Annotated in this window: 15 protein-coding genes and 1 riboswitch; of the genes, 6 read left to right on the forward strand and 9 right to left on the reverse strand. The window is 46.9% G+C overall.

The features are described from left to right. Positions 1 to 423: 423 nt before the first annotated feature. The 7 genes from EI981_RS03295 to EI981_RS03325 all read right to left on the reverse strand — a co-directional run bounded on the left by EI981_RS03295 (position 424) and on the right by EI981_RS03325 (position 11,843). Positions 424 to 3,402 (reverse strand): DEAD/DEAH box helicase, encoded by a 2,979-nt coding sequence (locus EI981_RS03295; RefSeq protein ID WP_126995420.1) that lies wholly within the window; start codon positions 3,400 to 3,402, stop codon positions 424 to 426. Beyond that, positions 3,399 to 5,045: an SWIM zinc finger family protein gene (locus tag EI981_RS03300; RefSeq protein WP_126995422.1), complete on the reverse strand. Its 1,647-nt coding sequence runs from the start codon at positions 5,043 to 5,045 to the stop codon at positions 3,399 to 3,401. Before EI981_RS03300 ends, EI981_RS03295 begins: the two co-directional genes overlap by 4 nt. Positions 5,046 to 5,451: 406 nt before the next feature. Continuing rightward, the gene (locus EI981_RS03305; protein ID WP_126995424.1) at positions 5,452 to 6,432 is read right to left on the reverse strand and encodes a polyprenyl synthetase family protein; all 981 of its coding nucleotides are present in this window, start codon (positions 6,430 to 6,432) and stop codon (positions 5,452 to 5,454) included. A 57-nt stretch (positions 6,433 to 6,489) separates the two neighbouring features. Beyond that, complete coding sequence (locus EI981_RS03310; protein WP_126995426.1) at positions 6,490 to 6,939, reverse strand: hypothetical protein; 450 nt, start codon at positions 6,937 to 6,939, stop codon at positions 6,490 to 6,492. Positions 6,940 to 7,205: 266 nt separating this feature from the next. Continuing rightward, positions 7,206 to 9,083, reverse strand: a complete 1,878-nt coding sequence (locus tag EI981_RS03315) for an FAD-dependent oxidoreductase (protein ID WP_126995428.1) — start codon at positions 9,081 to 9,083, stop codon at positions 7,206 to 7,208. Positions 9,084 to 9,138: 55 nt separating this feature from the next. After that, positions 9,139 to 10,035, reverse strand: a complete 897-nt coding sequence (locus tag EI981_RS03320) for an FMN-binding protein (RefSeq protein WP_126995430.1) — start codon at positions 10,033 to 10,035, stop codon at positions 9,139 to 9,141. Between the two features lie 365 nt (positions 10,036 to 10,400). Then, positions 10,401 to 11,843, reverse strand: coding sequence for a potassium/proton antiporter (locus EI981_RS03325; RefSeq protein ID WP_126995432.1), 1,443 nt, complete (start codon positions 11,841 to 11,843; stop codon positions 10,401 to 10,403). Between the two features lie 136 nt (positions 11,844 to 11,979). On the opposite strand from EI981_RS03325, the gene EI981_RS03330 reads away from it, so the two are divergent. Continuing rightward, positions 11,980 to 13,518 (forward strand): HD-GYP domain-containing protein, encoded by a 1,539-nt coding sequence (locus tag EI981_RS03330; RefSeq protein ID WP_227011671.1) that lies wholly within the window; start codon positions 11,980 to 11,982, stop codon positions 13,516 to 13,518. 33 nt (positions 13,519 to 13,551) lie between these two features. Here the strand turns inward: EI981_RS03330 and EI981_RS03335 are convergent, their stop codons facing one another. Next, positions 13,552 to 14,241 (reverse strand): phosphatase PAP2 family protein, encoded by a 690-nt coding sequence (locus tag EI981_RS03335; RefSeq protein WP_126995434.1) that lies wholly within the window; start codon positions 14,239 to 14,241, stop codon positions 13,552 to 13,554. 322 nt (positions 14,242 to 14,563) lie between these two features. Between EI981_RS03335 and EI981_RS03340 the strand changes: the two genes are divergently transcribed. The 3 genes from EI981_RS03340 to EI981_RS03350 all read left to right on the forward strand — a co-directional run bounded on the left by EI981_RS03340 (position 14,564) and on the right by EI981_RS03350 (position 19,053). Further along, positions 14,564 to 14,941, forward strand: a complete 378-nt coding sequence (locus EI981_RS03340; RefSeq protein ID WP_126995436.1) for a RidA family protein — start codon at positions 14,564 to 14,566, stop codon at positions 14,939 to 14,941. 180 nt (positions 14,942 to 15,121) lie between these two features. After that, a complete protein-coding gene (locus EI981_RS03345) occupies positions 15,122 to 18,250 on the forward strand; it encodes a DEAD/DEAH box helicase (RefSeq protein WP_126995438.1) in 3,129 nt (1,042 codons plus the stop codon). A 14-nt stretch (positions 18,251 to 18,264) separates the two neighbouring features. Next, a complete protein-coding gene (locus EI981_RS03350) occupies positions 18,265 to 19,053 on the forward strand; it encodes a hypothetical protein (RefSeq protein WP_126995440.1) in 789 nt (262 codons plus the stop codon). A 102-nt stretch (positions 19,054 to 19,155) separates the two neighbouring features. Here EI981_RS03350 and EI981_RS03355 read toward each other — a convergent pair whose 3' ends face one another. Then, complete coding sequence (locus EI981_RS03355) at positions 19,156 to 19,833, reverse strand: GTP pyrophosphokinase (protein WP_227011672.1); 678 nt, start codon at positions 19,831 to 19,833, stop codon at positions 19,156 to 19,158. Between the two features lie 469 nt (positions 19,834 to 20,302). Between EI981_RS03355 and EI981_RS03360 the strand changes: the two genes are divergently transcribed. Continuing rightward, entirely contained in the window at positions 20,303 to 21,100 is a 798-nt protein-coding gene (locus EI981_RS03360; protein ID WP_126995445.1) for a zinc ribbon domain-containing protein, read from the forward strand. Between the two features lie 213 nt (positions 21,101 to 21,313). Then, the gene (locus tag EI981_RS03365; protein ID WP_126995447.1) at positions 21,314 to 21,622 is read left to right on the forward strand and encodes a hypothetical protein; all 309 of its coding nucleotides are present in this window, start codon (positions 21,314 to 21,316) and stop codon (positions 21,620 to 21,622) included. Between the two features lie 226 nt (positions 21,623 to 21,848). Further along, a riboswitch (purine riboswitch) is annotated at positions 21,849 to 21,949 on the forward strand. Positions 21,950 to 22,085 lie beyond the last annotated feature (136 nt).

Consider the following 22,085-nt stretch of genomic DNA (forward strand, 5'->3'; position numbering starts at 1 on the left):
ATTTCCTTGATTAAATAGAATCCAACGAGGTAGAAAATCCGTTCACATATTCTTTTAGTTCAACTTATGTAGGATGTAATTTAATTAAAAAGAAGCGGATCCTTAAGTATTTCTCGGTCGACTATTTTCTTTTTCTTTTTCTGGCTAAGTTGCCCGACTTTCGCAAAAGGGGCCCTTCAATCATCTATGATGACTTTTAGGACATCCCCTTGGTTGTTAGGCAGGACCTATCGTTTTCCTGCTAAGTTCATCATTGAACTTGTTTTTTGTCTGAAGACGGTAATCGCTTGGTGTTAAGCCACAGATCCGGCGGAAACTTTGGGCGAAATAAGGGGTTGCAACGAATAGACCGGAAACGGTAAAGAGCAGATCAAGGATAATCTCCTATGATCTGCTCTTTGGCGTACGAGTCATATGATGTCATCAGACAAAATCACGACGTAATGTGAACAGGTCTTTGAGTGCTTCGGTCGATAATTCGGTGATCCAGTTTTCCGTGCTGGATATCACATTGTCACTGAGCTGCTGTTTGTTCTCGAGCATCTCATCAATGCGCTCTTCAAGCGTACCAAGGGAGATGAACTTGTGTACCTGTACATCTTTGGTCTGACCCATCCGATAAGCGCGGTCGGTAGCCTGATTCTCCACAGCCGGATTCCACCAGCGGTCGAAGTGAAAGACATGATTCGCTGCCGTAAGATTAAGACCTACGCCTCCTGCTTTGATCGAGAGTATAAATACGCTGGGCTGTTCATCAGGCGGCAAGGTTTGAGATTGGAACTGATCAATCATCCGGTCACGTGCCGTTTTCGACGTACTACCATTCAGGTAGAGCACAGGTTCTCCTAGCTCTTGCATAAGAACATGCTTCAGTATTTCTCCCATACCAATATACTGTGTAAAGATCAGGCAACGCTCGCCTTCATCTCGCAGCTCTTTAACCATTTCGAGCAAGCGCTCCAGTTTGGACGAACGGTTGATTAACATCTCGGTTACTAAAGAGCTATCCTCTTGTTTTCCTTGTGAATCCGGTAAGAAATCCTTCGTTAACAGTACTGGATGATCGCAAAGTTGCTTTAGATGGGTGAGAGTCGCTAGAATAGCTCCTTTTCTTTCGATCCCCTTTAGCTCTTTCATTTTACTCATTAAGTTGTTAACGGTTTGATCATAGAGTGCACTTTGTTCACCTGTAAGCTGAATATAGGTTTTCATTTCATTCTTGTCAGGCAAATCGAGCTGGATCGCGGGATCTTTCTTCTTACGGCGAAGCATAAATGGCTTCACTAATTTCTGAAGATTGATTGTGCGCTGCTCATCGTGATCTTTTTCAATCGCCTGAATGAACCGGGTATTAAACGCCCGTGCACTTCCCAAATAACCCGGGTTCATGAAGTCATAGAGAGACCACAGCTCTGAAAGCCGATTCTCTATCGGTGTTCCCGTAAGCACAATCCGATGTTTGGCTGGGAAGCTACGAACCGCAGTAGATTGCTTCGTTTGGGCATTTTTGATGTTTTGGGCTTCGTCAAGACATAGTGAGTCCCATGTAAATTCCTTTAGTAGTTCTTGATCAAGTGTTGCGGTGGCATAGGAGGTTATGATGACATCCGCTTGCTTGATCTCCTCTTGAAATACCTCTTCGTTAGAGCGCCCACTACCATAATGGAGCATGACTCGAAGTGAAGGGGCAAATCGGTTTAATTCCTTCTGCCAGTTACCGAGTACCGAAGTAGGACAGATCAAGAGAGAAGGGACCCTTGTATCTCCATCGGTGCGGTTCTCTTGCAGGTGCAATAAATAAGCAATAAACTGTACCGTCTTACCAAGCCCCATGTCATCTGCAAGGCAGGCTCCTAGACCAAAGCGCCGCAAAAAGGCTAGCCAGGAATAACCATCATATTGATAAGTCCGTAGATCTGCTTGTAATTTACTTGGAACAGGGAGCTTTGGCCACTCCGTTTGTCGTCCAAGCTGGCTCATGAGTTCGATCAGATATTCATTGAGTTCCACCCCAAGCTGGATACGTTGCGAGGTTTCTTCTTCCTCTTCCTCTGGTTGGTCAGTTGATCGTCCGCTATAGGACGGATTGCTACTCTCCAATAGGTGGAGATGTAAAATATCCTGAAAGGATAATCCCTGTGAGCTATCCACGCCATCCATAGCTTGGCGAATTTGTGCCAGTAGTGCTGGATCAAGCGGGATCCATTGTCCTCTAAACTGAACTAAGCGTTCATTGCGAGCGACGAGCTCGGCAAACTCAGCTTCAGTAAGCTGAGTCTCACCAATAGCAATGCGCCAGTCGAATTGAATAATAGAATTCAGCCCGAAAAATGAGTTGCCTTTGCTCCCTTGTTGATCATTGCTTCCTTCGTCCGCGCGAACCTTAGCTCGCAGCTTTGGCTTCTTGCGGCTAGCTGCTTCCCACCAGGCCGGAAGCAACACCTGCCAGCCTGCCTCAAGCAGACGGCGGCTGTCTACCGTTAAGAACTGCCAAGCCGCCTCATCGGACAGCGGCTTGCTGAGAACATCCTGTATGTGCCCGCCCCATTGCTCCCTGGGGAAACTTGCACGCAAATGCTCTAACCATCCAGCGGAACGCTCCTTAATATGACTTGACCAAGAATCCGGCCATTGACCAGATACATGTCCATCTTCGGCAAGTCGAACTGACATAAGTACCGAGGGATCGAACTTATCCTGTAGTACCAGCTTAAGACGCCAAATGGGCTCTTCATCGTCTGGTTCCAGCAGTTGCAATAGGGGACGGAAGGGTGCAGTATCTGCTCTCCAGCCAATGGAAATAAGCCATGCTTGCTCATTTAAGCCTTGGACAGCACTATTCTTAGTAAATAGCATCGGATATTCGCTTCGTAAATCTGAAGCAGCTATTTCTGTTCCATAGTAGCGGTGTGAAACGGTAGATGAGAAAGCAGCGCTTAATCCATCGTAATCACTAGGAAGGCTGCTATCCATGTTCTCTAAAGCGAATTTAGTCTTAGCATTCAATGCTTTCTTGTCCCAAGTCCACTGTAGCTTTCCTTTCTGGAAAGCTGATAAGCTAGGAATAAATTTCTTCTCTTCAATGCATGTATTCAAAGCTGAGACAAGCTGAATCAGTTGCGAGGCTTCCTCGTCCCATATCCATTCAATATGACTCAGTAGTTTACGGTCAGCCAAGAAGGGCAGGACGTATTCGGGTGGAAGAACAATAACTTCAACCTCTTGGACCTGTTGAATCTCCAATTCAGTACCATAGAAAGAAGCTTCATGCCAGGCGAACAATCGTTGTTTCAAGTGCAATCCAGGTACATAACTGTTACTCTGAGTTGATCCGTAAATAAGAGCATCTCCGTAAGCGCTGAGACTGATATGGACTGTGATGGCTTCTGTATTTTGGCTCATGATATCAGTTTCCCCTTTCGCAGCTCCTCTTGTAGTGCGCGTAGCCGACTATGGCGGATGGCGAATGCGGTGATGAACTGCTCCCAGCGTTCCTCTTGCTTCAGTCTCTTGTAGAGTTTGGACAATCTTTTCATTAGCTTAACGGCGGCTTTATAGCTAGCTCTATTCTTGAGCAGAATATATCTTTCAACAGCCTGATGATAAAAAGGCAGGAGCAGTTCTGGGGCATTTTTGTCTATAGGCTGCATCACGCTGACACGAAAATCTAAGGGTTCCTTGCCAATGCTTAGCTGATAATCCATCCATTGCTGCCATTTACAGTAGGTAAGTAAAGCTTCTTCATATATGTTCTTCGAATAAGGCAGCATATCGACAAGGTTGTTCCACAGATGCTGCTCAGCATCAGGAAAGTGTTGAATCACCTTGTCCCAACAAGCCACATACTCATTTAGATGCTCTTCCCGAAGACTACTTAACATCGGCCCGATGTTGATGAGCCAATCCTGCAGCCGAGGCCACTGTTCAGTTGAAGACAGGACATGTAAGAAATGAAGTAATCTCCCGGGGGGGATGATCGCTCCTTTGTTGGCCTGTTGCAGTAGTTCCCAAGCCGGCCCATCTTGAGCTAAATAGAAGTACATTTGGCATTGGGCTAACAACCAGGGAAGTTTGGAAAGTGTGGTGCCGAGTTCAGATTGAGCTGATTTTAAATGTTCTAACTCTGTCGTATACAACGTCTCATTTTGCAAATTCGGGTGAATCCACTGCAACCAGAGCTGATCATAGATTTCAGAGAAGTATCGGAGATTCTTAGATTCCACCAACATGTGACTGCGTAAGTAATTTATTGTCTCTCTCATACGAGGCCACTGCTCAGGCTCAGCCGGAATCATAAGCGTGCTGTGTAATATACGTTGAACTTCTTCGTGCATATCATCAGCGGCAACCTGTGTGTGATACCCGATGAAAATATCTCTATGAGTTCCTGAATTCTGTATGGGATGTACTAGTCTCTCAAGCACAAATAGGTGTGCATGAAGTTTAAATAGCTGCTCTACAACAGGTGAAAGCTGAGGCTGCAAGTTGTTGATTGAAGCCAAAGCATTCTTAGCATACCCTGCATTTGGGCTATTGAATCCAATTGGAGACACGCTCTGCTTAAATAATTCATGCCATTCTTTGATGCTCATAGAAGGTATCCGGCTGGCCTGCTCCCGCAATTTAGCTTGGGCTTCCTTGTTACGGTCTATGATCTGTGAGCTGGTAGCATGATGTGTTGAAGATTTCGTTGTCTGCTTAAACATCGCCGTTGAATTAGCATTAACGATGGCATGGACGGACCGCCCCTGTTGGCTGACGTAATTAAGCAGAACGGCAATCATATGTTTACAGTAGTTCGGAACAGGGCATGTACAACGGCTTTCGGATAAGGAGTCCAGATTGAGCGTGACGCGGTATTTATCTTCATCATTACCTTCGACAAGGCCTTCAATTTGCTCGGGATTAGATATTTTCACAGGCTGGACACGCTCTTGTTTAAAATATTGAAATCCACGCTTTATCGTAAGGTCATTGAAGCTTTCTCCGACCCTCTGAATGAGTATTTGCCACTGTGTATCATCGAGTGTATATTTTAAGTTCATATTATTCTCCTAAGGGAGTGTCGTGTAAATATAGATATTATCTAATTTAACATATCTGAAGTACCTAAAGGAACGGAAGTCGGGGCATCCACTTCCAGGTCGAAATGAATTATGCTGTGCGGTAGTATCCTCGAATTTATATTTCCTGATCTATTCTCTAACCGTGTATGGACTAATACCTAGCTGTTTTGCTTCAAAGTTTGGATTGGATTTGTGCCCAAGGCACAACTGTACGACATGTAACTTCACTTCTAAAGAGGCGGGGCTTCTTTTAACATTAGAAAAACTCCCATCATTGTAGCAGTAGAAGTTTTTGTTTTTCTACTGTCTACTATGATGGGAGCAGGAGCATATCAGTACTCAAGGACCGCTTCTTTTTTATTTTTAATGGGGCGTTTGCCTGGGATTAGCGATCCCGGCCGCCGAAGTAGTGAAGAAGTACTCGTAGATCCTTGTGAGCCGGATATTCACTTAATTGATCGATTAGGGCCGCGGCTTCGTCGAGGTAGCGATTGCTTAGCTGCTCCGTCTTATCGAGCGCATCGGACTGCTGAATGGCTGTGATGACGGGATCGATCAGGTGAGGCGGAGTATCCGTGGAGACATCTCTTATCATCGGAGCGAGAGCTTCGTTCTGAAGAGCGAACAACACGGGCAATGTAACCTGACCATGCCGTAGATCGCTTCCAGCAGGCTTGCCTAGCTTCTCGGACGATTGAGTGAAGTCGAGAATATCATCGCGAATCTGGAATGAGATTCCGAGCTTCTCTCCGAAGCTGTAGAGCAGATCTGCGGTAACATCATCTGCTCCGGCAGCGAGAGCACCGATCCGAAGGCAGGCAGCCATAAGCTGGGCTGTCTTATTCTTCGACTTCTCAATGTATTCTTCGATAGTAACATCATAATCATATAAATGAGTTAATTGCTGATATTCACCTATGCATAGCTGAGTCGTAACTAAGGAGGACAGGTCGTAAGCATAGCGCTCTCGTTCTGCGGAATATGTAGAGATTAACTCTACAACTCGCGCCGACATATAATTGCCAACATGCAGCGCCTCATTGACGCCAAGTGTAACGTGAAGTGCAGGCTGACCGCGCCTTAGCGGAGAATTATCAATGATATCATCGTGGATTAATGAAGCAGCATGAATGAATTCGGCTGCTGCTGCCAGCTGCCATATCTTACGCTTATCCTGAGGTTTGCCGAATCGGCTACCGACAATGACCATTAAAGGTCGAATTCGCTTGCCCCCGGAGCGGAGTTGGCCGATAATGCTCTGCGCTAGCATCGAGGAGCGTGGAACGTCACTGTCATATTTGACGATGTTCTGGATCTCACGGTCTACCGCCCGCAGCGAGATATCTAATGCCTCATCCAGCTTCATGATGATCCTCTCCTCTGAGTAAAAATACTTCTTGTCGTAGCAAGGAGGGCAACCCAATTATATCGCTTGGATCGCTCTGGCACAATTCCCTTCGAGCTGCAGGAACCATTCCCAGCCTTCGATCAGCAGTGCATCTTTGGGATTTCCTTCTACATGTTTGATTTGAATCCGCTTAACAATGGGGGCCAGATGGGAGAGGAGGTCAAACTCCTCCCATTTCAGGCATAATTGGACATACAGACTATATAGATAGTCGCCGTTCAGTACTTTGCGTGTTAGCATCTCGCCAGTACAGCCGTCAGAGGCTGCATGGCTCTGAAGAGCGAACTTGATTGCGATGTAAATAGACAAGTGACGCTGCTTGCGGACAGGAGTGAGTTCGTACTGATCCAGAACTCTGACCATAGGCAGGATGTCTTCTTGTCGTAATTCGAGGCGAATGCCAGATTCGGGCGAAATTTCACCCTGCAACAAAAGACAAGCATCTTGAACGAGCTTCGTTTCCATAGGGCACACACTCCTTAAATAGCAGGTAAGATTGCAGGGAGCCTGACACCGACTTGGCATATTCCAACGTGTAATGAAGAAATTATAACTGCAATATCATTATCATGTAAGTAAGCTAGACACTTAGATAGGAAATTATGCAAGGAAATGCCGTGATCAGTTATGGTAATCCATTAGATAAAGTGATGTTAAAAATTAGAGTAATGTACGGCAGGCGCACATTACTCTAATACGAACTATTGCTTGCTATTGCTTATATAAGAAGATCAGTCCGTATATAGATACCATCTACGAACGAGCGGGATCTTCTTCCACTGTTTCTTAAGCCATGGGAGAACATAGTAGTCCAGACCGAACATGCTGCCGGAACCACCAATCAGGGCAACGCCTGCAGTCATGTACCATAGCATTTCTGTCGAAGCCATGCTGGAGGACCAGATCATAACACCCAGACCGACTGTGACTGCCGAAGATACAGCAGTGAACAGGCCGAGGATGAGGCAAATGCCGATTCCGATTTCTGCAAAGACCATGAAGAACTGGAATACGGTAGCAAGTGCGGTATAACCGCCATCCGAAGTGTAGAAGAAAATATCCATGGACCAGTTCACGATGGATTTGATGAAATCCGGTACTGGCAAAGCCGTAACTGCAGTTGAAGCACTCTCTACAGCAGATGCTGCGGATTGGGCATCAACGGTTTGCGTTACTGCGCCTGCTGCTTCACTCGCGGCAGATACTGCGTCGCCAGCTTTGGTGGAAGCAGGGATCAGGAAGATGTTGTTCGGATCCTTGAAGATCTTAGGTAGTTTGTCGAGACCTTCTTCCAGCCATTTGTAGCCTACGAAGATGCGCAGCGGCACGAGCCAGAAGTTCGGCGACCGCTTGGAGAAGTGTCCGCCTACGAAGCTTCTACGATTGTTCACATGGAAGAATTCGTGCATCATATAAGTCCATACTTTGTTAAAACCGCATACGGTGAACAAATAGTACATATTGATCATGTGCTTGAAGAACATAGCTAGGAATCCACTAACCATGAACATCTTGTTAGGCATACCAACATTCGCTACGCCGTAGCGGCTGCCGATACATACCATCGTACCGTGGAATCCAGGCTTATAGGATTTCTTCGGTTTGTTATGCACATCAGCATGAATGTTGTGAGCAACAATTGGTGCTGCTTGCTCGGCATTCTCAACCATTTGTGGTACAGGGCGAGTTTCGCCTTCTGGAATATAGAAGATATTATCCCCAACGATGTAGACATTTTCATGATCTACACTTTGAAGCTTGTCGTTCGTAACGATCCGTTTACGGCCTTCTTGCTTCACATCAAGTTTGCCAACGAGTTCAGAGCCTTCAACACCTGCAGTCCATACAATGGTGTCTGCTTCAAGTTCTTTATCGCCCAGAACAACACTGGATGGTTTAACACCTGTGATCTTAGCACTTGTAACGATATCAACGTTCATCTTCTGTAGACGTTTAGCCGCTTTTTCAATCAGCTTATCCGGAAGGATAGGCAGGATCTTCGGAGCCATATCGGCAACAGTAAGCTTAACCTCGCTAGGATCAATGAAGAATTCCTTGCAGAGCTCATCGCGGAACTCAGCCAACTCACCGATCAGTTCCACACCGGTGAATCCGGCACCAACAACGATGAAGGAGAGCATTTTTTTCCGTTTGGCAGCATTCGTCTCTTTAGCCGCTTCGCTGAACATGCGGCGAACTTGATCTTTCAGACGAACAGCATCCTCATAGGACCACAATGTGAGGGAATGCTCTTCAGCGCCTGGAATGCCGAAGAATGTTGGCTTACAACCAGTACCGATGACGAGATAATCGTATTTGTAGGTGTTGTTAGCCGAGTGAAGCTGTTTGGCATTGAAATCGATGTTGTCGATGGAATCGAGCACGACATCTACTTTTTGGCCTTGGAAGATTTTCTTCAGCTCAATCTTAACTGAATCTTCTGGAGCACGGTTTGCTGCCACTTCATGCAATTCAGTTAGCAGAGTGTGGTAAGGATTGCGATCGATCAGTTGGATTTCAACATCTTTATCTTTTTTGAACAGCTTCGCTAGATGTTTGGATGTCGTAACGCCGCCGTAACCGCCGCCTAGAACGACAATTTTCTTCAAAAGGGTCACCTTCTTATATAGTAATTAATCGCACAAGGCGAATTGTTGCATTGCCTTATTTTGCTTGTTCAAGCGCTTTGTTAGCCAAGTCGTAGTACGATTGTACAGAGATCGATACACCAGAGATTGCATCGGTCTTGCCTTCTTCATTGAATTTCAGAGCAGCAGAGTCTTGATTTTCAACGAGGTATTGTTCAGCTTTTGCTGCTTCTTCATGCCAGTCTGCTTGACCGCCTGCAGATTTGATATCGTATTTGCCATCCATGGAAGCTTGTTTCTTGCTTTCGCCAGCTTCATTTACGCCACCGAAGTCTGCTTTAACAATTTTACCGGCTGCAACAACGATATCAACGGTATCTTTCCAGCCAGTCTTTCCGAAAGCGTCGCCTTCTGCATGGTAAGTTCCGTCTTTGTAAGGACCTACTTCAACCGGGCCTGCATCAAGAGCAGCTTTTGCCAAGTTAACGAAATCTCCAACATGGATAGATACGCCGGATACAGCATCAGTTTTGCCTTCATCAGTCAAAGTGATTGCTGCTGGATCTTGTTTTTCAATCAGGAATTTATCGAGAGCTTCAGCTTGTTCATGCCATTCGGAAGCAGCGCCGCCAGCCTTCATTCCATATTTGCCATCTTTGGAATAAGTGATTTTGTCTACAGGAGCTTTTTCGCTGATTCCATTCCATTCTACATCGGTAATTTTACCGCCGGATACAGTCAGGGTCATGATGGACTGCCAACCGGAGTTAGCGTCAACCTCACCCTTGGCGAAGTATACACCATCTTTATAAGTGCCTGCTTCTGCATTAGTACTTGCATTGTTACTGCTGTTGTTCGTAGTTGTGTTACCTGCTGCTGCATTGCCGTCTTCGTTCTTGTTGCTAGAGCCGCAGCCTGCAAGGAGACCGAGCAACAATACGCTGCTAAGCAAGATAATAGAAGCTTTTTTCATGATAATGACCTCCAGTTTGTATTTAAGATTTATATTAAAATGTTTTGGACATTTTAATAATGAAGCATTGGGATGTGGTATCCCAGGCTTAGTGAATGTAATCACAAAAGCATTGTTCGATGGAATTTTAGCATATAAACATACGTTGCAATGTGAAAAATGTCACTGAGTATGTGACATAAAACAATCCCCTGTATGCGGACAAAATCAGATATACCGCGGTATTCAGGGGATGGAAACGATTACTTTGATTTTAAATAATTTTTTAATTTATTTTTTAAATATTTTTAGGAGGACATATTTTTCTCCATTTAATAGAAGCATTCCGAATTATAGGCTAATTTTCTTGTTGGGCGATTCCACTTTTATATGAAAATCTTTTTGATCTTCTCACGATGCGCCTTCGGACCAAGCACATAAAGTGTATCGCCAGCATGAATAGTCGTATTGCCACGTGGGGTCACAATCTGTTCACCGCGAATTACTGCAGTGACAAGCGCCTCCTCCGGTAGATCGAGTTCCTGCAATTCTTTGCCAACCACACTCATTTCCGGAAGAACAAATAAATGGTTGATCTCCGATTTCGTCTTGCCCAGTGCGACGAGTTCAAGCAGGGAGTAATTCGGGCGTTTCGTTGCATCGGTCAGACCGAGCCTCTCGGCCAAGGGAGAGATCGTTGCCCCTTGAATGACCGCTGAGGTAAGTACGACGAAGAAGACGACATTGAAGTATAACGTTCCATTAGGCAGCCCGCTCATCAGCGGATATGTAGCCAGTACGATCGGAACAGCTCCGCGCAGTCCAGACCAGGATAGCAGTATTTTTTCTTTGAAAGGGAGCTTGGTGAAAAGAGTGCTGATAAACACCCCGATTGGACGGGCGACGAACATGAGCAGCATGGAGAGAGCAAGACCTGGAAGCATTATTGTCGGTAGCTGACTCGGGAATACGAGCAGTCCGAGTAGGGTGAACATCGTAATTTGCATGATCCAGCCAAAGCCTTCGTTGAATTGCAGAATCGACTGTTGATGGGTCAGGTCGCTGTTACCCAGCACCAGGGCCATGACATATACAGCGAGCAGCCCGCTGCCATGAAGTAAGGCGGCAACGCCGTAGGTCAGAATCGAGAAGGCAATAGCCATAACCGGATAGAGACCCGCAGAATTGAAGTTCATATTGTTGATTGTCTTTACAGCGATCCATCCGAGAAGGAGACCTAATACTAGCCCCAGTCCCATATCACGGATAAAGTTGAAGATTAGCGGTAGGATCGCATGATCGGGCCGGTCGATCCATTCAATGAGCGTCACAGTAAGAAAGACAGCCATGGGATCATTGCTGCCAGACTCCGCCTCAAGCGTCGAAGAGATGCGTTCTTTAATATTTTTACCGCTAAGCACTGAAAATACCGCAGCCGCATCCGTTGAACCGACGATAGCGCCGAACAACAGCGCCTCCGCCAAGGATAAATCAAGAATATACATCGCGCAGATGCCAATAACAACGGTGGTTATGATGACTCCGAACGTGGCTAATGACAATGCGGTAGGGATGACGGGTTTGATAGTCTGGAATTTCGTCTGCATTCCGCCTCCCAGCAAGATCACAATCAAGGCGAAGGTTCCGACCAGTTGTGCCAAGAAAGCATTGTCGAAATAGATGAATCGATTGAGAACCATTCCTGCAGCAATAAAGAACACGAGTGCGGGCAAGCCAAAGCGGGATGAGAATTTGGTTGCGAAAACACCGATAAGCAACAGGCTGGCCAGTAGGATTACGATGGAATTTGTCATAGTTGTGAGATCCATAGCCTGCCTCCATGATTTTATTAGTCCTTACCGTATTATTATACAAACCATTTTTTTTATTTGCATACAGTTATGAAAAGTTGGCCCTCGTTTGCCGATAAATAAAGGAAGAAGATGGCAAGTACACATGGAAGGAATGAGCATTCCCTTGACGATATATAAGACATTCGTCTCTCGTCTTCTGTTTATGTATGCAATAGGTACTTTGTTAGCCATCGCAACCGTTGGTGGGTTAATGATATTTATGCCATTCAGTCTTGAGCGACAGGAGCGCCAGATCATTATAGGCATCCTGGCGATATCAACATGTATCATGTTGATCCTAGAATGGCTTGTCTTCAGGCTTCAGATAAGGCCAATTAGAGTTGCCTTTTATGAAGATGTAGAGAGCTATCAAACCTATCAGAACATCTATTTTCGTACACATCGCTTCCCGGAACTTGCCGTCAAACGGATCGTTGGCCCTCATTTATTCGGCTTGATGCTGCCTATGGTCGGTCTAACCGGGCTATTCATCCATTTGGGAAAATTATCGATTCCTTATTATTACATCGTGCTGGTATTCGTTACTGGGGTACTGATTGTCGGCATGCACACGTTAATCGAATTCTACTCGACCTATTATTTTATCCGTCCGGTCCTGATAGAGCTGTCCGCTCGGTCTTATGCACAGTTCAGCAAGGAATTATCCCTCGGTGGCCGAGTGTTCTTCCCGTTGAAGCGTAAATTAAGATGGAGTTTTTTCCTGATGGGGGCGTTCCCGCTCCTGCTCTACAGCCTGTCCGTTCAATTTGGGGTAGAGGGCTGGGAATTAGGCAGAGTGACCTCTTGGTATTGGGCGATTGGGGTGTTGACAGTAGGACTAGGGTTCTCATTCATCGGTTCTCGATTGTTTACTCGTGAGATCGTCATGCCCATTCAGCATTTATATGAACGGATGTCTGACGTGCAAATCGGCTATATGCATACGAGTGCCAGCGACCTCTTCTCGGATGAGTTCTCTCGTCTCGTATGGGGATTTAATCACATGCTACGCGGTATCAATGTGCAGCATGTTCGTAATAACCAGCTGGTGGAGAGTTATTTCGCCACGTTAGCCGCTGCACTGGATGCAAGGGATCCGTATACTGCGGGACACTCCTTACGTGTAGCTGATTATGCAGTGCTGATCGGCAAGCTGGCTAAACTGAGTGAAGAGGAGATCAATGAACTACGTAAATCAGCGTTATTGCATGATATCGGTAAGATTGGGATCCGTGATTCCGTGCTATTAAAAGAGGGCAAGCTGACCGACGAGGAATGGGAGCAGGTCAAGGATCATCCGGTGCTTGGAGAGACGATATTGAGACAGGTTGAGCCTGCAAGCTTCATGGCTCTGATTCTGCCAGGCGTAAGATCGCATCATGAGCGATATGATGGCAGGGGATATCCGGATGCTCTTAAGGGAGAGGACATTCCTCTGTTCGGACGGATCATCGCGGTCGCAGATGCCTTTGATGCAATGACCTCGGATCGTCCATATCGTGCTGGATTGGATAGACAGATGGCGTTGAACATCCTGGAGGAAGGTCGGGGGACTCAGTGGGACCCTTATTTTGTCGCACTGTTCGTCGAGAGAATGCGAAAAGACGATTTCGATGAATATACGTCTGATATACGAAGAACAAGTCCTTAGAACATAAGGACTTGTTTTGTTATTATATACGGTTTATAAATTCATGTCTTGGTCAGGGCGGGGCGGCTTGTTAAGCGTAGCACGTGGGATCGACTGACGTGAACGAGAATAAGAGTTCCATGCTTTCGTAACGAGGATGAATGCAATCTCTCCTAGCAGCATGGAGCCCAGTGCATCGTATATGACATGCTGTTTGACCAGCAGTGTTGATACAATGATTGTCATTGCTCCGATGACGAAGGCGGCTTTAATGGATTTACGCATCGTTTTCGCGGCCAAGGCTCCCCTCATTATGACGTAGGAGTGCAGAGCATGAATGCTCGGGAAGCAGTTATATGGGTTGTCCACGCCATAGACAAAGTCGAGCAACAGCTTTCGGTCCCAACGGTCCGGGAACACCTCAGGACGTATTACCGTCGTCTGGTAGAAGAAATAGATCAGGTAGCAGACGATAAGCCCGATGTTCATAACAATAAGGGTGCGGTAGTAGGCTGATCTGTCCTTCAAACAGAGATACATGATACCGATGATGATATAAGGGTACCAGCCTATATAGGGGATAGCCATTGCCGGTATTAACGGCAGACGATCATCAATTGGTGAGGAGAGTACATGAATAGGTCGCCCTCCATGATTGAGCAAGCCGTAGAACAAGCCCATCAGGCCAACAGAAGCCGAGAATAATAAAGCTCGTAGATAAGATTTGGATAGGAACTGCCGCAAGAATACACCACCTTATAGAGGTTGTTCAAAAAGGCCGCTTTTGATCACGAAGTAGATCATGAAGCTATTCGACATCGAATCTTGAATTCAGCCGGGCCTTCCGGTGCTCACGTACCTACTACGTACGCTCCGCTCCTCAGGCCCTAGCTTCATTCAACCTTCTCGGTGCTGAAAACCGGCCTTTTTGAACTTTAATTAAGCTGAAAATTAATGCCGATAGCATTATAATAACAACTTTGCAGCCGAGAAGGAAATGTAAGGTTGCCACAGACACTGGTTAGTGGATACAATAATTGAAAATTAGTAAAAAGGTGGGGTTGAAATGGCAAAACAGATGATATCAACAACATCGGCACCCGGGGCGATTGGCCCTTATTCGCAAGCTGTACAAGTTGGCGATTACATATTTACCTCAGGGCAGCTTGGCTTGATTCCAGAGACAGGACAGTTAGCGGAGGGCATTGAGGCACAGACGACCCAGTCGCTTCGAAATGTGAGCGCCATTCTGGAAGCGGCAGGCTCCAACTTGGACCGGGTTGTGAAGACCACCGTATTCCTTAAGGACATGAATGATTTTAGCAAGGTTAATGAAATTTACGGCTCATTTTTCACCGAGCCTCATCCGGCAAGAAGTGCTATAGAAGTAGCTCGTTTACCGAAGGATGGGCTGGTTGAGATCGAAGTCATCGCTATAAAATAACAGAATTTGAATGAGAGTCGGGATGTAGAGGGGCCGAAGCTGGGCCGTTCCTTTACATCTCGGCTTTTTTTGATGATAGAGGTTGTTTATAAGTTTGAATCAAGTTTATATTAGCCTGTATTTCGTATAAGATAGTAAGGATAGGGAATGTTTGGTACTAAGAAATGGCGGGAGATCAGCATGAATCAACGTCTTTTTGGAATATGGCTTGGTGAGGTTATGTTCTGTTTCTCCGGGGAGATCTCGGAGGCCAGAGTGGATCCCTGGACAGCCGCTGTACGACGGCTCACGCTGAAGCCGGGGATCCGGCCGTTTCAGCATGCCGCACTACGGCTGACGGAGGTAAGATATCCGGTGGTCTCGACGGCGCAGGCTAAACCTGGTGCTACAGAACGCAAAGGATTGATCGGGAGGACCTTGGAAGGCCTGGCCCTCTCGGTTCAAAATACGTGGGAAATACTGTTGAATTGGGATGGGGCAGCACTGGCTGGCCAGCAGATTCAAACTGGCGGTGAAATGGAATTCTGGAGTAAAGCAGCCCTGTTCGCACTAGACTTAATGCTTCGAGGCAGAATAGCTCCTGGAATCAGACCGGGAACGGTGAGCGGTCGAAGGCGTACGGGTCAGGCATCTGCTCAGTCGGTCTGGGTTCCATCTCTCACTGCACAGGAGGATGAGGCTCGCTTTCGCCAATTGGCCGAAGCGATGCCGCCGATTTGTCTGGCTGCGGTGCAACTTGGTTCGGCGCAGGAGGAAGGTTCTATTCTAAATCGCCGAATGACACTGCTGTATTCTTTTTTGACAGCGATGATCGATTATGAAGTACGTAGAAGTAATGAACAGCTTGGACGAAGCTTACATCCGGCGCGAGCTAGATATAGGCGAGGCTATTCTCCTATGACCGAATTATGGTGGAATGAGCTGCTGGGCAGCGGTACCCCCTCCAATCTGCAAGGTCCAGTGGCGGAAATAGGACAAATGATCAAGGAGATTACAGATACAGGGGGAGTCCCTCCGCGCGATCAGGAACAGGATCATAGGAGTAAAAGCTTAGGTTCATTCCGCTTGTGTCTGCGAATTGAACCTGAGGAATCCAGTGAGGAAGAGTCCACATTCGACGGGGGCAAGAACCAGATGTGGAAGCTGTCATTTTGGGCCGAAGGCGTGGAGGACCCAAGGGTGCTCCTGCCTGCGGGGCTAATATGGAGTTATCCAAAGCGGGATATGGAGATTCTGGAACGGGAATACCGGAATGTCCAACAAAATTTGCTGCTGCGGTTAAGCAAAGCGGCCTATATTGAGACTGTGATCAAGGAAGCGATGGGAAGACCGCATCCCGAATCCTTGGTTCTTCATCCACAGCAGTTATATTCATTTTTGAGCAAATCGGTGTCCATGCTGCGCAAGCAAGGGGTAACCGTGCAAATGCCTACACGCTGGACGAAGGAAGGCAGGCGTCGTGTCGGTGTCCGACTTAAAGTTGAAGGATGGTCGGAAGGCAGTGGAGGCGCTCAGCCTGAAGCGTCAAAGCTTGGTATCGATAAATTAGTCCAATTCGAGGCGGAGGCCTCATTGAATGAGAGTCCTTTAACTTACTCGGAATTGGCAGAGCTAGCATCCTCAAAGTCATCGCTCGTTCTGTTCCGCGGGGAATGGATTGAGATCGACACCAAGGAGATCAGACAGGTGCTTAAGTTCATGAAGCGTCAGGAGACTGGGGAGATGACTTTTCGCGAGCTGATGCATTTGTCTGCAGATGACGGGTATGAACTTGACGGTATTGCGGTTGATGCGATAGAAGCGGAAGGGATGCTGTCCTTGTTGTTGAATGGCAATGGCGCACTCATGTCAAAGCCAGCTGATGTGCCTGTTCCGTCCTCTCTGAACGGGACGCTTCGCCCTTATCAGGAAAGGGGCTTTCGATGGCTTGCCTCGATGCGCCAATTAGGATTCGGGGCGCTGCTTGCCGATGATATGGGACTCGGCAAGACCATTCAAGTTATCTCCGTGCTGTTGGAGGGGCTTGATCAATCGGCGGGTCCAAGCCTAATTGTCTGCCCTACGTCATTACTAGGCAACTGGCAGCGTGAATTTGCCAGATTCGCTCCACAAATGCGCTTATATGTACATCACGGAAGCGATCGGCTGCATGGCGAGAAGTTCTTAGCGGTGTGCCGGAGCCATGATATTGTGCTCACGACATATCAGTTGACCGGTAGAGATGCCAAGGAGATGAGGGAGGTATCTTGGAGCTCGATCGTGCTGGATGAGGCCCAGTATATTAAAAATTTCGGCACGAAGCAGGCCCAGAGCGTCATGAAGCTGGATTCAGGACATAAGATCGCTATGACCGGGACTCCAGTGGAGAATCGTCTGAGTGAGTTATGGTCGATCTTTCAGTTTTTAAATCCGGGATATCTCGGCTCGAATGCCTCGTTCCGCTCCCGCTTCACGGGGAATGGAGAGCGACAGAATGCCGAACTGGTCAAACTTCGGAAGCTGATTGCTCCCTTCCTGCTGCGCCGTCTCAAGAGCGACCCGGATATCCGCAAGGATCTGCCGGAGAAGATTGAGTTGAAATCGTATTGCAGTCTGACCGCGGAACAGGCCAGATTATATCAAGCGGTCACCGATGGCTTGATGGAGCGGATCTCCGGCAGCGAAGGGATCGCTCGGAAGGGGATTGTACTCTCATCGTTGACACAGCTGAAACAAATATGCGATCATCCGCATCTGGCTGGGGGCCGCATCAGGGGAGCGGCGACCAGTGGAGAACGATCTGGGAAGCTGGATCGACTGTTCGAGCTGCTTGATCTCATTCTGGACAATAAAGAGTCCGCCCTGATTTTCACGCAATATGTACAAATGGGTAATCTGTTGCAGGAGCAGTTGCTGGCGAGATATGGTGAAATGCCGTTCTTCCTGCATGGTGCTGTTGCCAAGCAGGATCGCGATCAAATGGTGCTTGAATTTCAGGAAGGGCAGGGCTCCTCGTTGTTCGTATTATCGCTGAAGGCGGGTGGGGTCGGCCTCAATCTAACGCGTGCCAATCATGTCATCCACTATGATCGATGGTGGAATCCTGCTGTTGAGAATCAGGCGACTGATCGCGTATTCCGTATTGGCCAGCAGAAGAATGTAGAGGTTCATAAGCTGATATGCCAAGGGACGCTGGAAGAGAGAATCGATGAACTGATCGAGCGAAAGAAGGCCCTCTCGGAGCAGGTTGTTGGCTCCGGCGAGCATTGGTTAACGGAAATGTCGAATGAGGAGCTGCAAAATCTGATCGCCTTGCAGGGCTGGTCGTAATGGGGGAACCCGTGATGAAGAAGAGTATAGCGAGCATTAGAGATGAAAATATAGAATTGCAATGGACCGCCGCAGGCTTGAGGGTGACATTTCTAGTCCAAGAACCCATATCGAACCAATGGGTAGTCCAACTGCCTCGAGAGCCAATTGAAGAGGCTAGCAGCCGGCTGATTGAACACTTGCAGCGGGATTCGCTTCAGCTTGCTGCTCTCGGAGAGCAAGGGGCGGATGTCATCTCCGATCTGCTCCGTATGCCTTATTCGGAGGAGAGAGAACCTCACCGTCCATTGAGCGCGATTGTAAGCAGGTCTAAATGCTCTTGTGGACGAATGGGCTGTAATCATATTCAGGAAGCCTTGAAGGCCGCAGAGGGCTCCTGGAGGGCCGCTTCGGCGACAGATAGGTTAGCTCGGCTTGGCTGGACGGTAGAATCTTTGTTGGATGCTGTGCTGGATCGCTGGGCAAGCAATTTGAAGGTTAGGGATGCTGAGGCGGAACTGAAGCGTTTTGTAGCCCGTCTGGATACACCTGCATATCGAAATAAGGAAGGCGAAGCGAATCTTGCAGAATGGTTGGCGGAGATGGCTCATAACGGCCATCTGCATCAGCCTGGACCTGAGCTTCATGATGTGGAGATTAGCTTGACCCCTATGCAGGTGTCTTCGCTGGATACCGCTGTACAGCCCTGGGTACAGCTTCTTCCCGGCGTGCCGGGTGTCGCTGAGGGCTTATCACTTGTGATTGAACAAGCGAGAAAGAATGCGGAGCGGCTTGCCAAGCCGCTTCGGGCCAGCAAGTCGTAAAGACTGCCGTAGGATCTTAATGCGCAAAACAGCTGCAGGGAGCATGTATGCCCCTTGCAGCTGTTTTTGTCTATGCCGAGCTAACGAAATGGTTTTTGAATCTTATGTCAGAAGCTTAGGGTGATTCGAATGATCCGGTTCGGAGCTGGAGCTGCCCATGATTTCTTTGCGCAGTCCGCACATTTTCTTGTCTAGGGCGTCAGCGGCTTTGGCTGCCTCAGTAAGCTCTTCTACAACATGATAAGGAACCTGCTTCTCATATTTGTAGTAGAGAATATGCTCCATGCTGGCCCAGAAATCCATAGCGAGCGTACGCATCTGAATCTCGACCTTCATCCAGCGCTGTCCCTCCAGGAGAGTAAGCGGTACGGCCACGATCAGATGCAGGCTCTGGTAGCCATTTGGTTTAGGATGTTCAATATAATCTTTAATCTCCAGAATCGATATATCTTCCCTTTGCTTGAGGTGCTCCAGCAGACTGTAAATGTCCTGGACGAAGGAGAAGACGATACGCATGCCAGCAATATCATGAATTTGGTTCACGATGTTGTCGACTGTAATGTCATATCCTTTGCGCTGCAGCTTGTTCATGATGCTCTTAGGCTCTTTAATACGTGTTTTTATATGCTCGATCGGGCTGTATCCGTTCTCGATTTTCCATTCGGTCTGAATAAGCTTGATCTTGTTCTTCAATTCATCTAGTGCAAGCTGATAAAGTATAGGGAGCTTCTTCCATTCCTCGAATTTACGCAGATCATTCTCGTCGATTTCCCAATACAATTCCTTCAGGTTAAACTTCTGCAGGACACTTTGATTATCTTTACTGTTAGGCTTGTTCAGGGTAATCTACTCCTATATTTTTGAATTCTCTTGCTTATTCCTCGTTCTTTCTTAAGTTCGTGTTCAAAAAGGTCGGTTTTCAGCACCGAAGCTTATGCATCCGATGTGCGTTTTTTCAAAACGCTTCAGTTGAATGAAGCTAGGGCATGAGGAGCGTCTTATCAAAAGAGGACTTTTTGAACAACCTCTTTAAGTCAGGCTTATCTATAATATATCGATTGTATTGACTTGGTGCTGGAACAATGACACATGTAGCCCAGACTTACTTTTATTGTAACTTGAATAACTTGTCAAAATCAAAACAAGACTTAGGTACAGTTTTCACAGCGGAGAAAAATCTGTTATGATGTTTTCATAATTAATGGGCAGCTTAGTGCTTCTGAAAGTAGTGTAGGGAGGGAATGAAATTATGAATTTCTTCAGGAAAATAAAGGATAGTGCTGGGAAGATGTCCGATCGGGCACAAAATGTTGTAGAGATCGGACGTTTGAATACACAAATTTCAAATATTGAACGTGAAATGGGACTGTATTATCAAAAAATGGGTGAGGTCTTCTACGAAGGATATCGTCTTAAGGATATGTCAGCGGCTGAGAAAGAGATGCTGGAATTGGCTAAGACTTGCGAGCTGCTAGTTGAAGAACGGGACGAAATCCGTCTCAAGATCGCTGAGCTGAAGAATGAACGGCTATGCAGTTCGTGTGGCAAAAGCATCGCTCAAGATGCGCTGTTCTGCCCTTATTGCGGGAGCAAGCTAGAGAAGAGCAGCCAGATTGCGGATCGCTCCACAGGTGGACTGAAGGATCTTCAAGCTGAGGAGAGCGCGGTCTCGGATGAGACGATGATCTATACGCCGCAGATGCTCGAGGACTCGCCTTTGAAGTCCGTTCTTGAGCAGGAAAAAGATAGCGATGAGCTCGATGAGCGCCACAAGCAGCAGCTGGAGCGCGAACGGGAGCGTCAGGAAGAATTGGATCGCCGGATTCGTACCTGGAAGGAGAACGTTGGTAAACCGGATGAGGATAATTCGTATGCCGATAAGAGCTATACAGACTCGTCCATTCCAGACAAATCAGCTTCTGCTGAGATCTACTCGAAGAAATCCGATTCCGATCCAGAGGTGCAGTCGGTAAAGTGTCAAATATGCTCTTCGGTGCTTGTCAAAGGAACGAAGTGGTGTCCGCATTGCAGATCAGAACAAATTTAAATCAAGGAAGCAAGGAATGTCACTAAGTTGTAATAAATAATGCCTTGCGAGTAGGTGAATCCCACGTAGTAAGTAGTAAGGCAAAGGTTTTTCCTTAGGGCACGGAATGGTCGGGAAACCCTGGCCATACCTCGTGCCTTTTTCTATGAGTGAATGGCGCCTGATGGACAAGGGAATGCTGAAAAACAAGAGTAAATTAGGGAGATGAGTTTCATGGAATGCATTGTTCATTTTGACGTACATCACAAGGATGGCATTAAGCCTCTGAGAGGATTGATTTTCCTTCAGGAAGATAGAAAGATTCCTACGGAGAGAGATCTGCTGCAGATGTTTGAGGATATGGGGTACAAGCTTAAGATGGATGACCGCGATAAAATGATATTTGTTCCGACCGAGTCCAGCAGCGATTATGATTGGATTCGGGTGCGTGAGTTGGATACAGGAGAGAAGACCTATAAAGAGGATAGCGAGCTTAGAAGTTTGCTTAGTAATCTGATGCCGCAAGATTTCAGACCTATTTAAGAAGAAGTTCAAAAAGTCCGCTTCATCCAACTGAAGCGTTTTGAAAAGACGCACATCAGAAGCGTAAGCTTCGGTGCGGATAACCAAACTTTTTGAACGGGAATGCCTGACGAATTGAAAATCAACGTGAAAATTGCAGAAATTTGAAAAAGATTCACGAAAGGCACGAAATACCTCTTTATTTCCTCGCATAGTTTGCGTTATACTTCAAACATTGTGTATAATGTCGTTTTTTCATAGATTTTCTCGTATATGTGCAGGGATCGGCCTGCATGTCTCTACCTGATCACCGGAAATGATCGGACTACGGGAGAAGGGCTCTATACCGGATTTTGTCAGAGAGCGAGGCTCAGACAAAATTCTTTTCGGTGTCAGGGCGTTTTCTTAGTGGGTTCATTTTCCTGTTGGGGAGTGAGCTCTCTTTTTATTTATTGATATAGAATTTATCGGCAATCTAGCTATG

The sequence above is a fragment of the Paenibacillus lutimineralis genome (assembly GCF_003991425.1).
GTDB classification, from domain to species: Bacteria; Bacillota; Bacilli; order Paenibacillales; family Paenibacillaceae; genus Fontibacillus; species Fontibacillus lutimineralis.

Excerpts from the sequence above, each read along its gene's own strand:
- EI981_RS03305 (WP_126995424.1), bottom strand. The coding sequence starts at position 6,432 with ATGAAGCTGGATGAGGCATTAGATATCTCGCTGCGGGCGGTAGACCGT.
- EI981_RS03325 (WP_126995432.1), bottom strand. The coding sequence starts at position 11,843 with ATGGATCTCACAACTATGACAAATTCCATCGTAATCCTACTGGCCAGC.
- EI981_RS03320 (WP_126995430.1), bottom strand. The coding sequence starts at position 10,035 with ATGAAAAAAGCTTCTATTATCTTGCTTAGCAGCGTATTGTTGCTCGGT.
- EI981_RS03360 (WP_126995445.1), top strand. The coding sequence starts at position 20,303 with ATGAATTTCTTCAGGAAAATAAAGGATAGTGCTGGGAAGATGTCCGAT.
- EI981_RS03350 (WP_126995440.1), top strand. The coding sequence starts at position 18,265 with ATGAAGAAGAGTATAGCGAGCATTAGAGATGAAAATATAGAATTGCAA.
- EI981_RS03310 (WP_126995426.1), bottom strand. The coding sequence starts at position 6,939 with ATGGAAACGAAGCTCGTTCAAGATGCTTGTCTTTTGTTGCAGGGTGAA.
- EI981_RS03300 (WP_126995422.1), bottom strand. The coding sequence starts at position 5,045 with ATGAACTTAAAATATACACTCGATGATACACAGTGGCAAATACTCATT.
- EI981_RS03345 (WP_126995438.1), top strand. The coding sequence starts at position 15,122 with ATGAATCAACGTCTTTTTGGAATATGGCTTGGTGAGGTTATGTTCTGT.
- EI981_RS03295 (WP_126995420.1), bottom strand. The coding sequence starts at position 3,402 with ATGAGCCAAAATACAGAAGCCATCACAGTCCATATCAGTCTCAGCGCT.
- EI981_RS03365 (WP_126995447.1), top strand. The coding sequence starts at position 21,314 with ATGGAATGCATTGTTCATTTTGACGTACATCACAAGGATGGCATTAAG.
- EI981_RS03330 (WP_227011671.1), top strand. The coding sequence starts at position 11,980 with ATGAGCATTCCCTTGACGATATATAAGACATTCGTCTCTCGTCTTCTG.
- EI981_RS03340 (WP_126995436.1), top strand. The coding sequence starts at position 14,564 with ATGGCAAAACAGATGATATCAACAACATCGGCACCCGGGGCGATTGGC.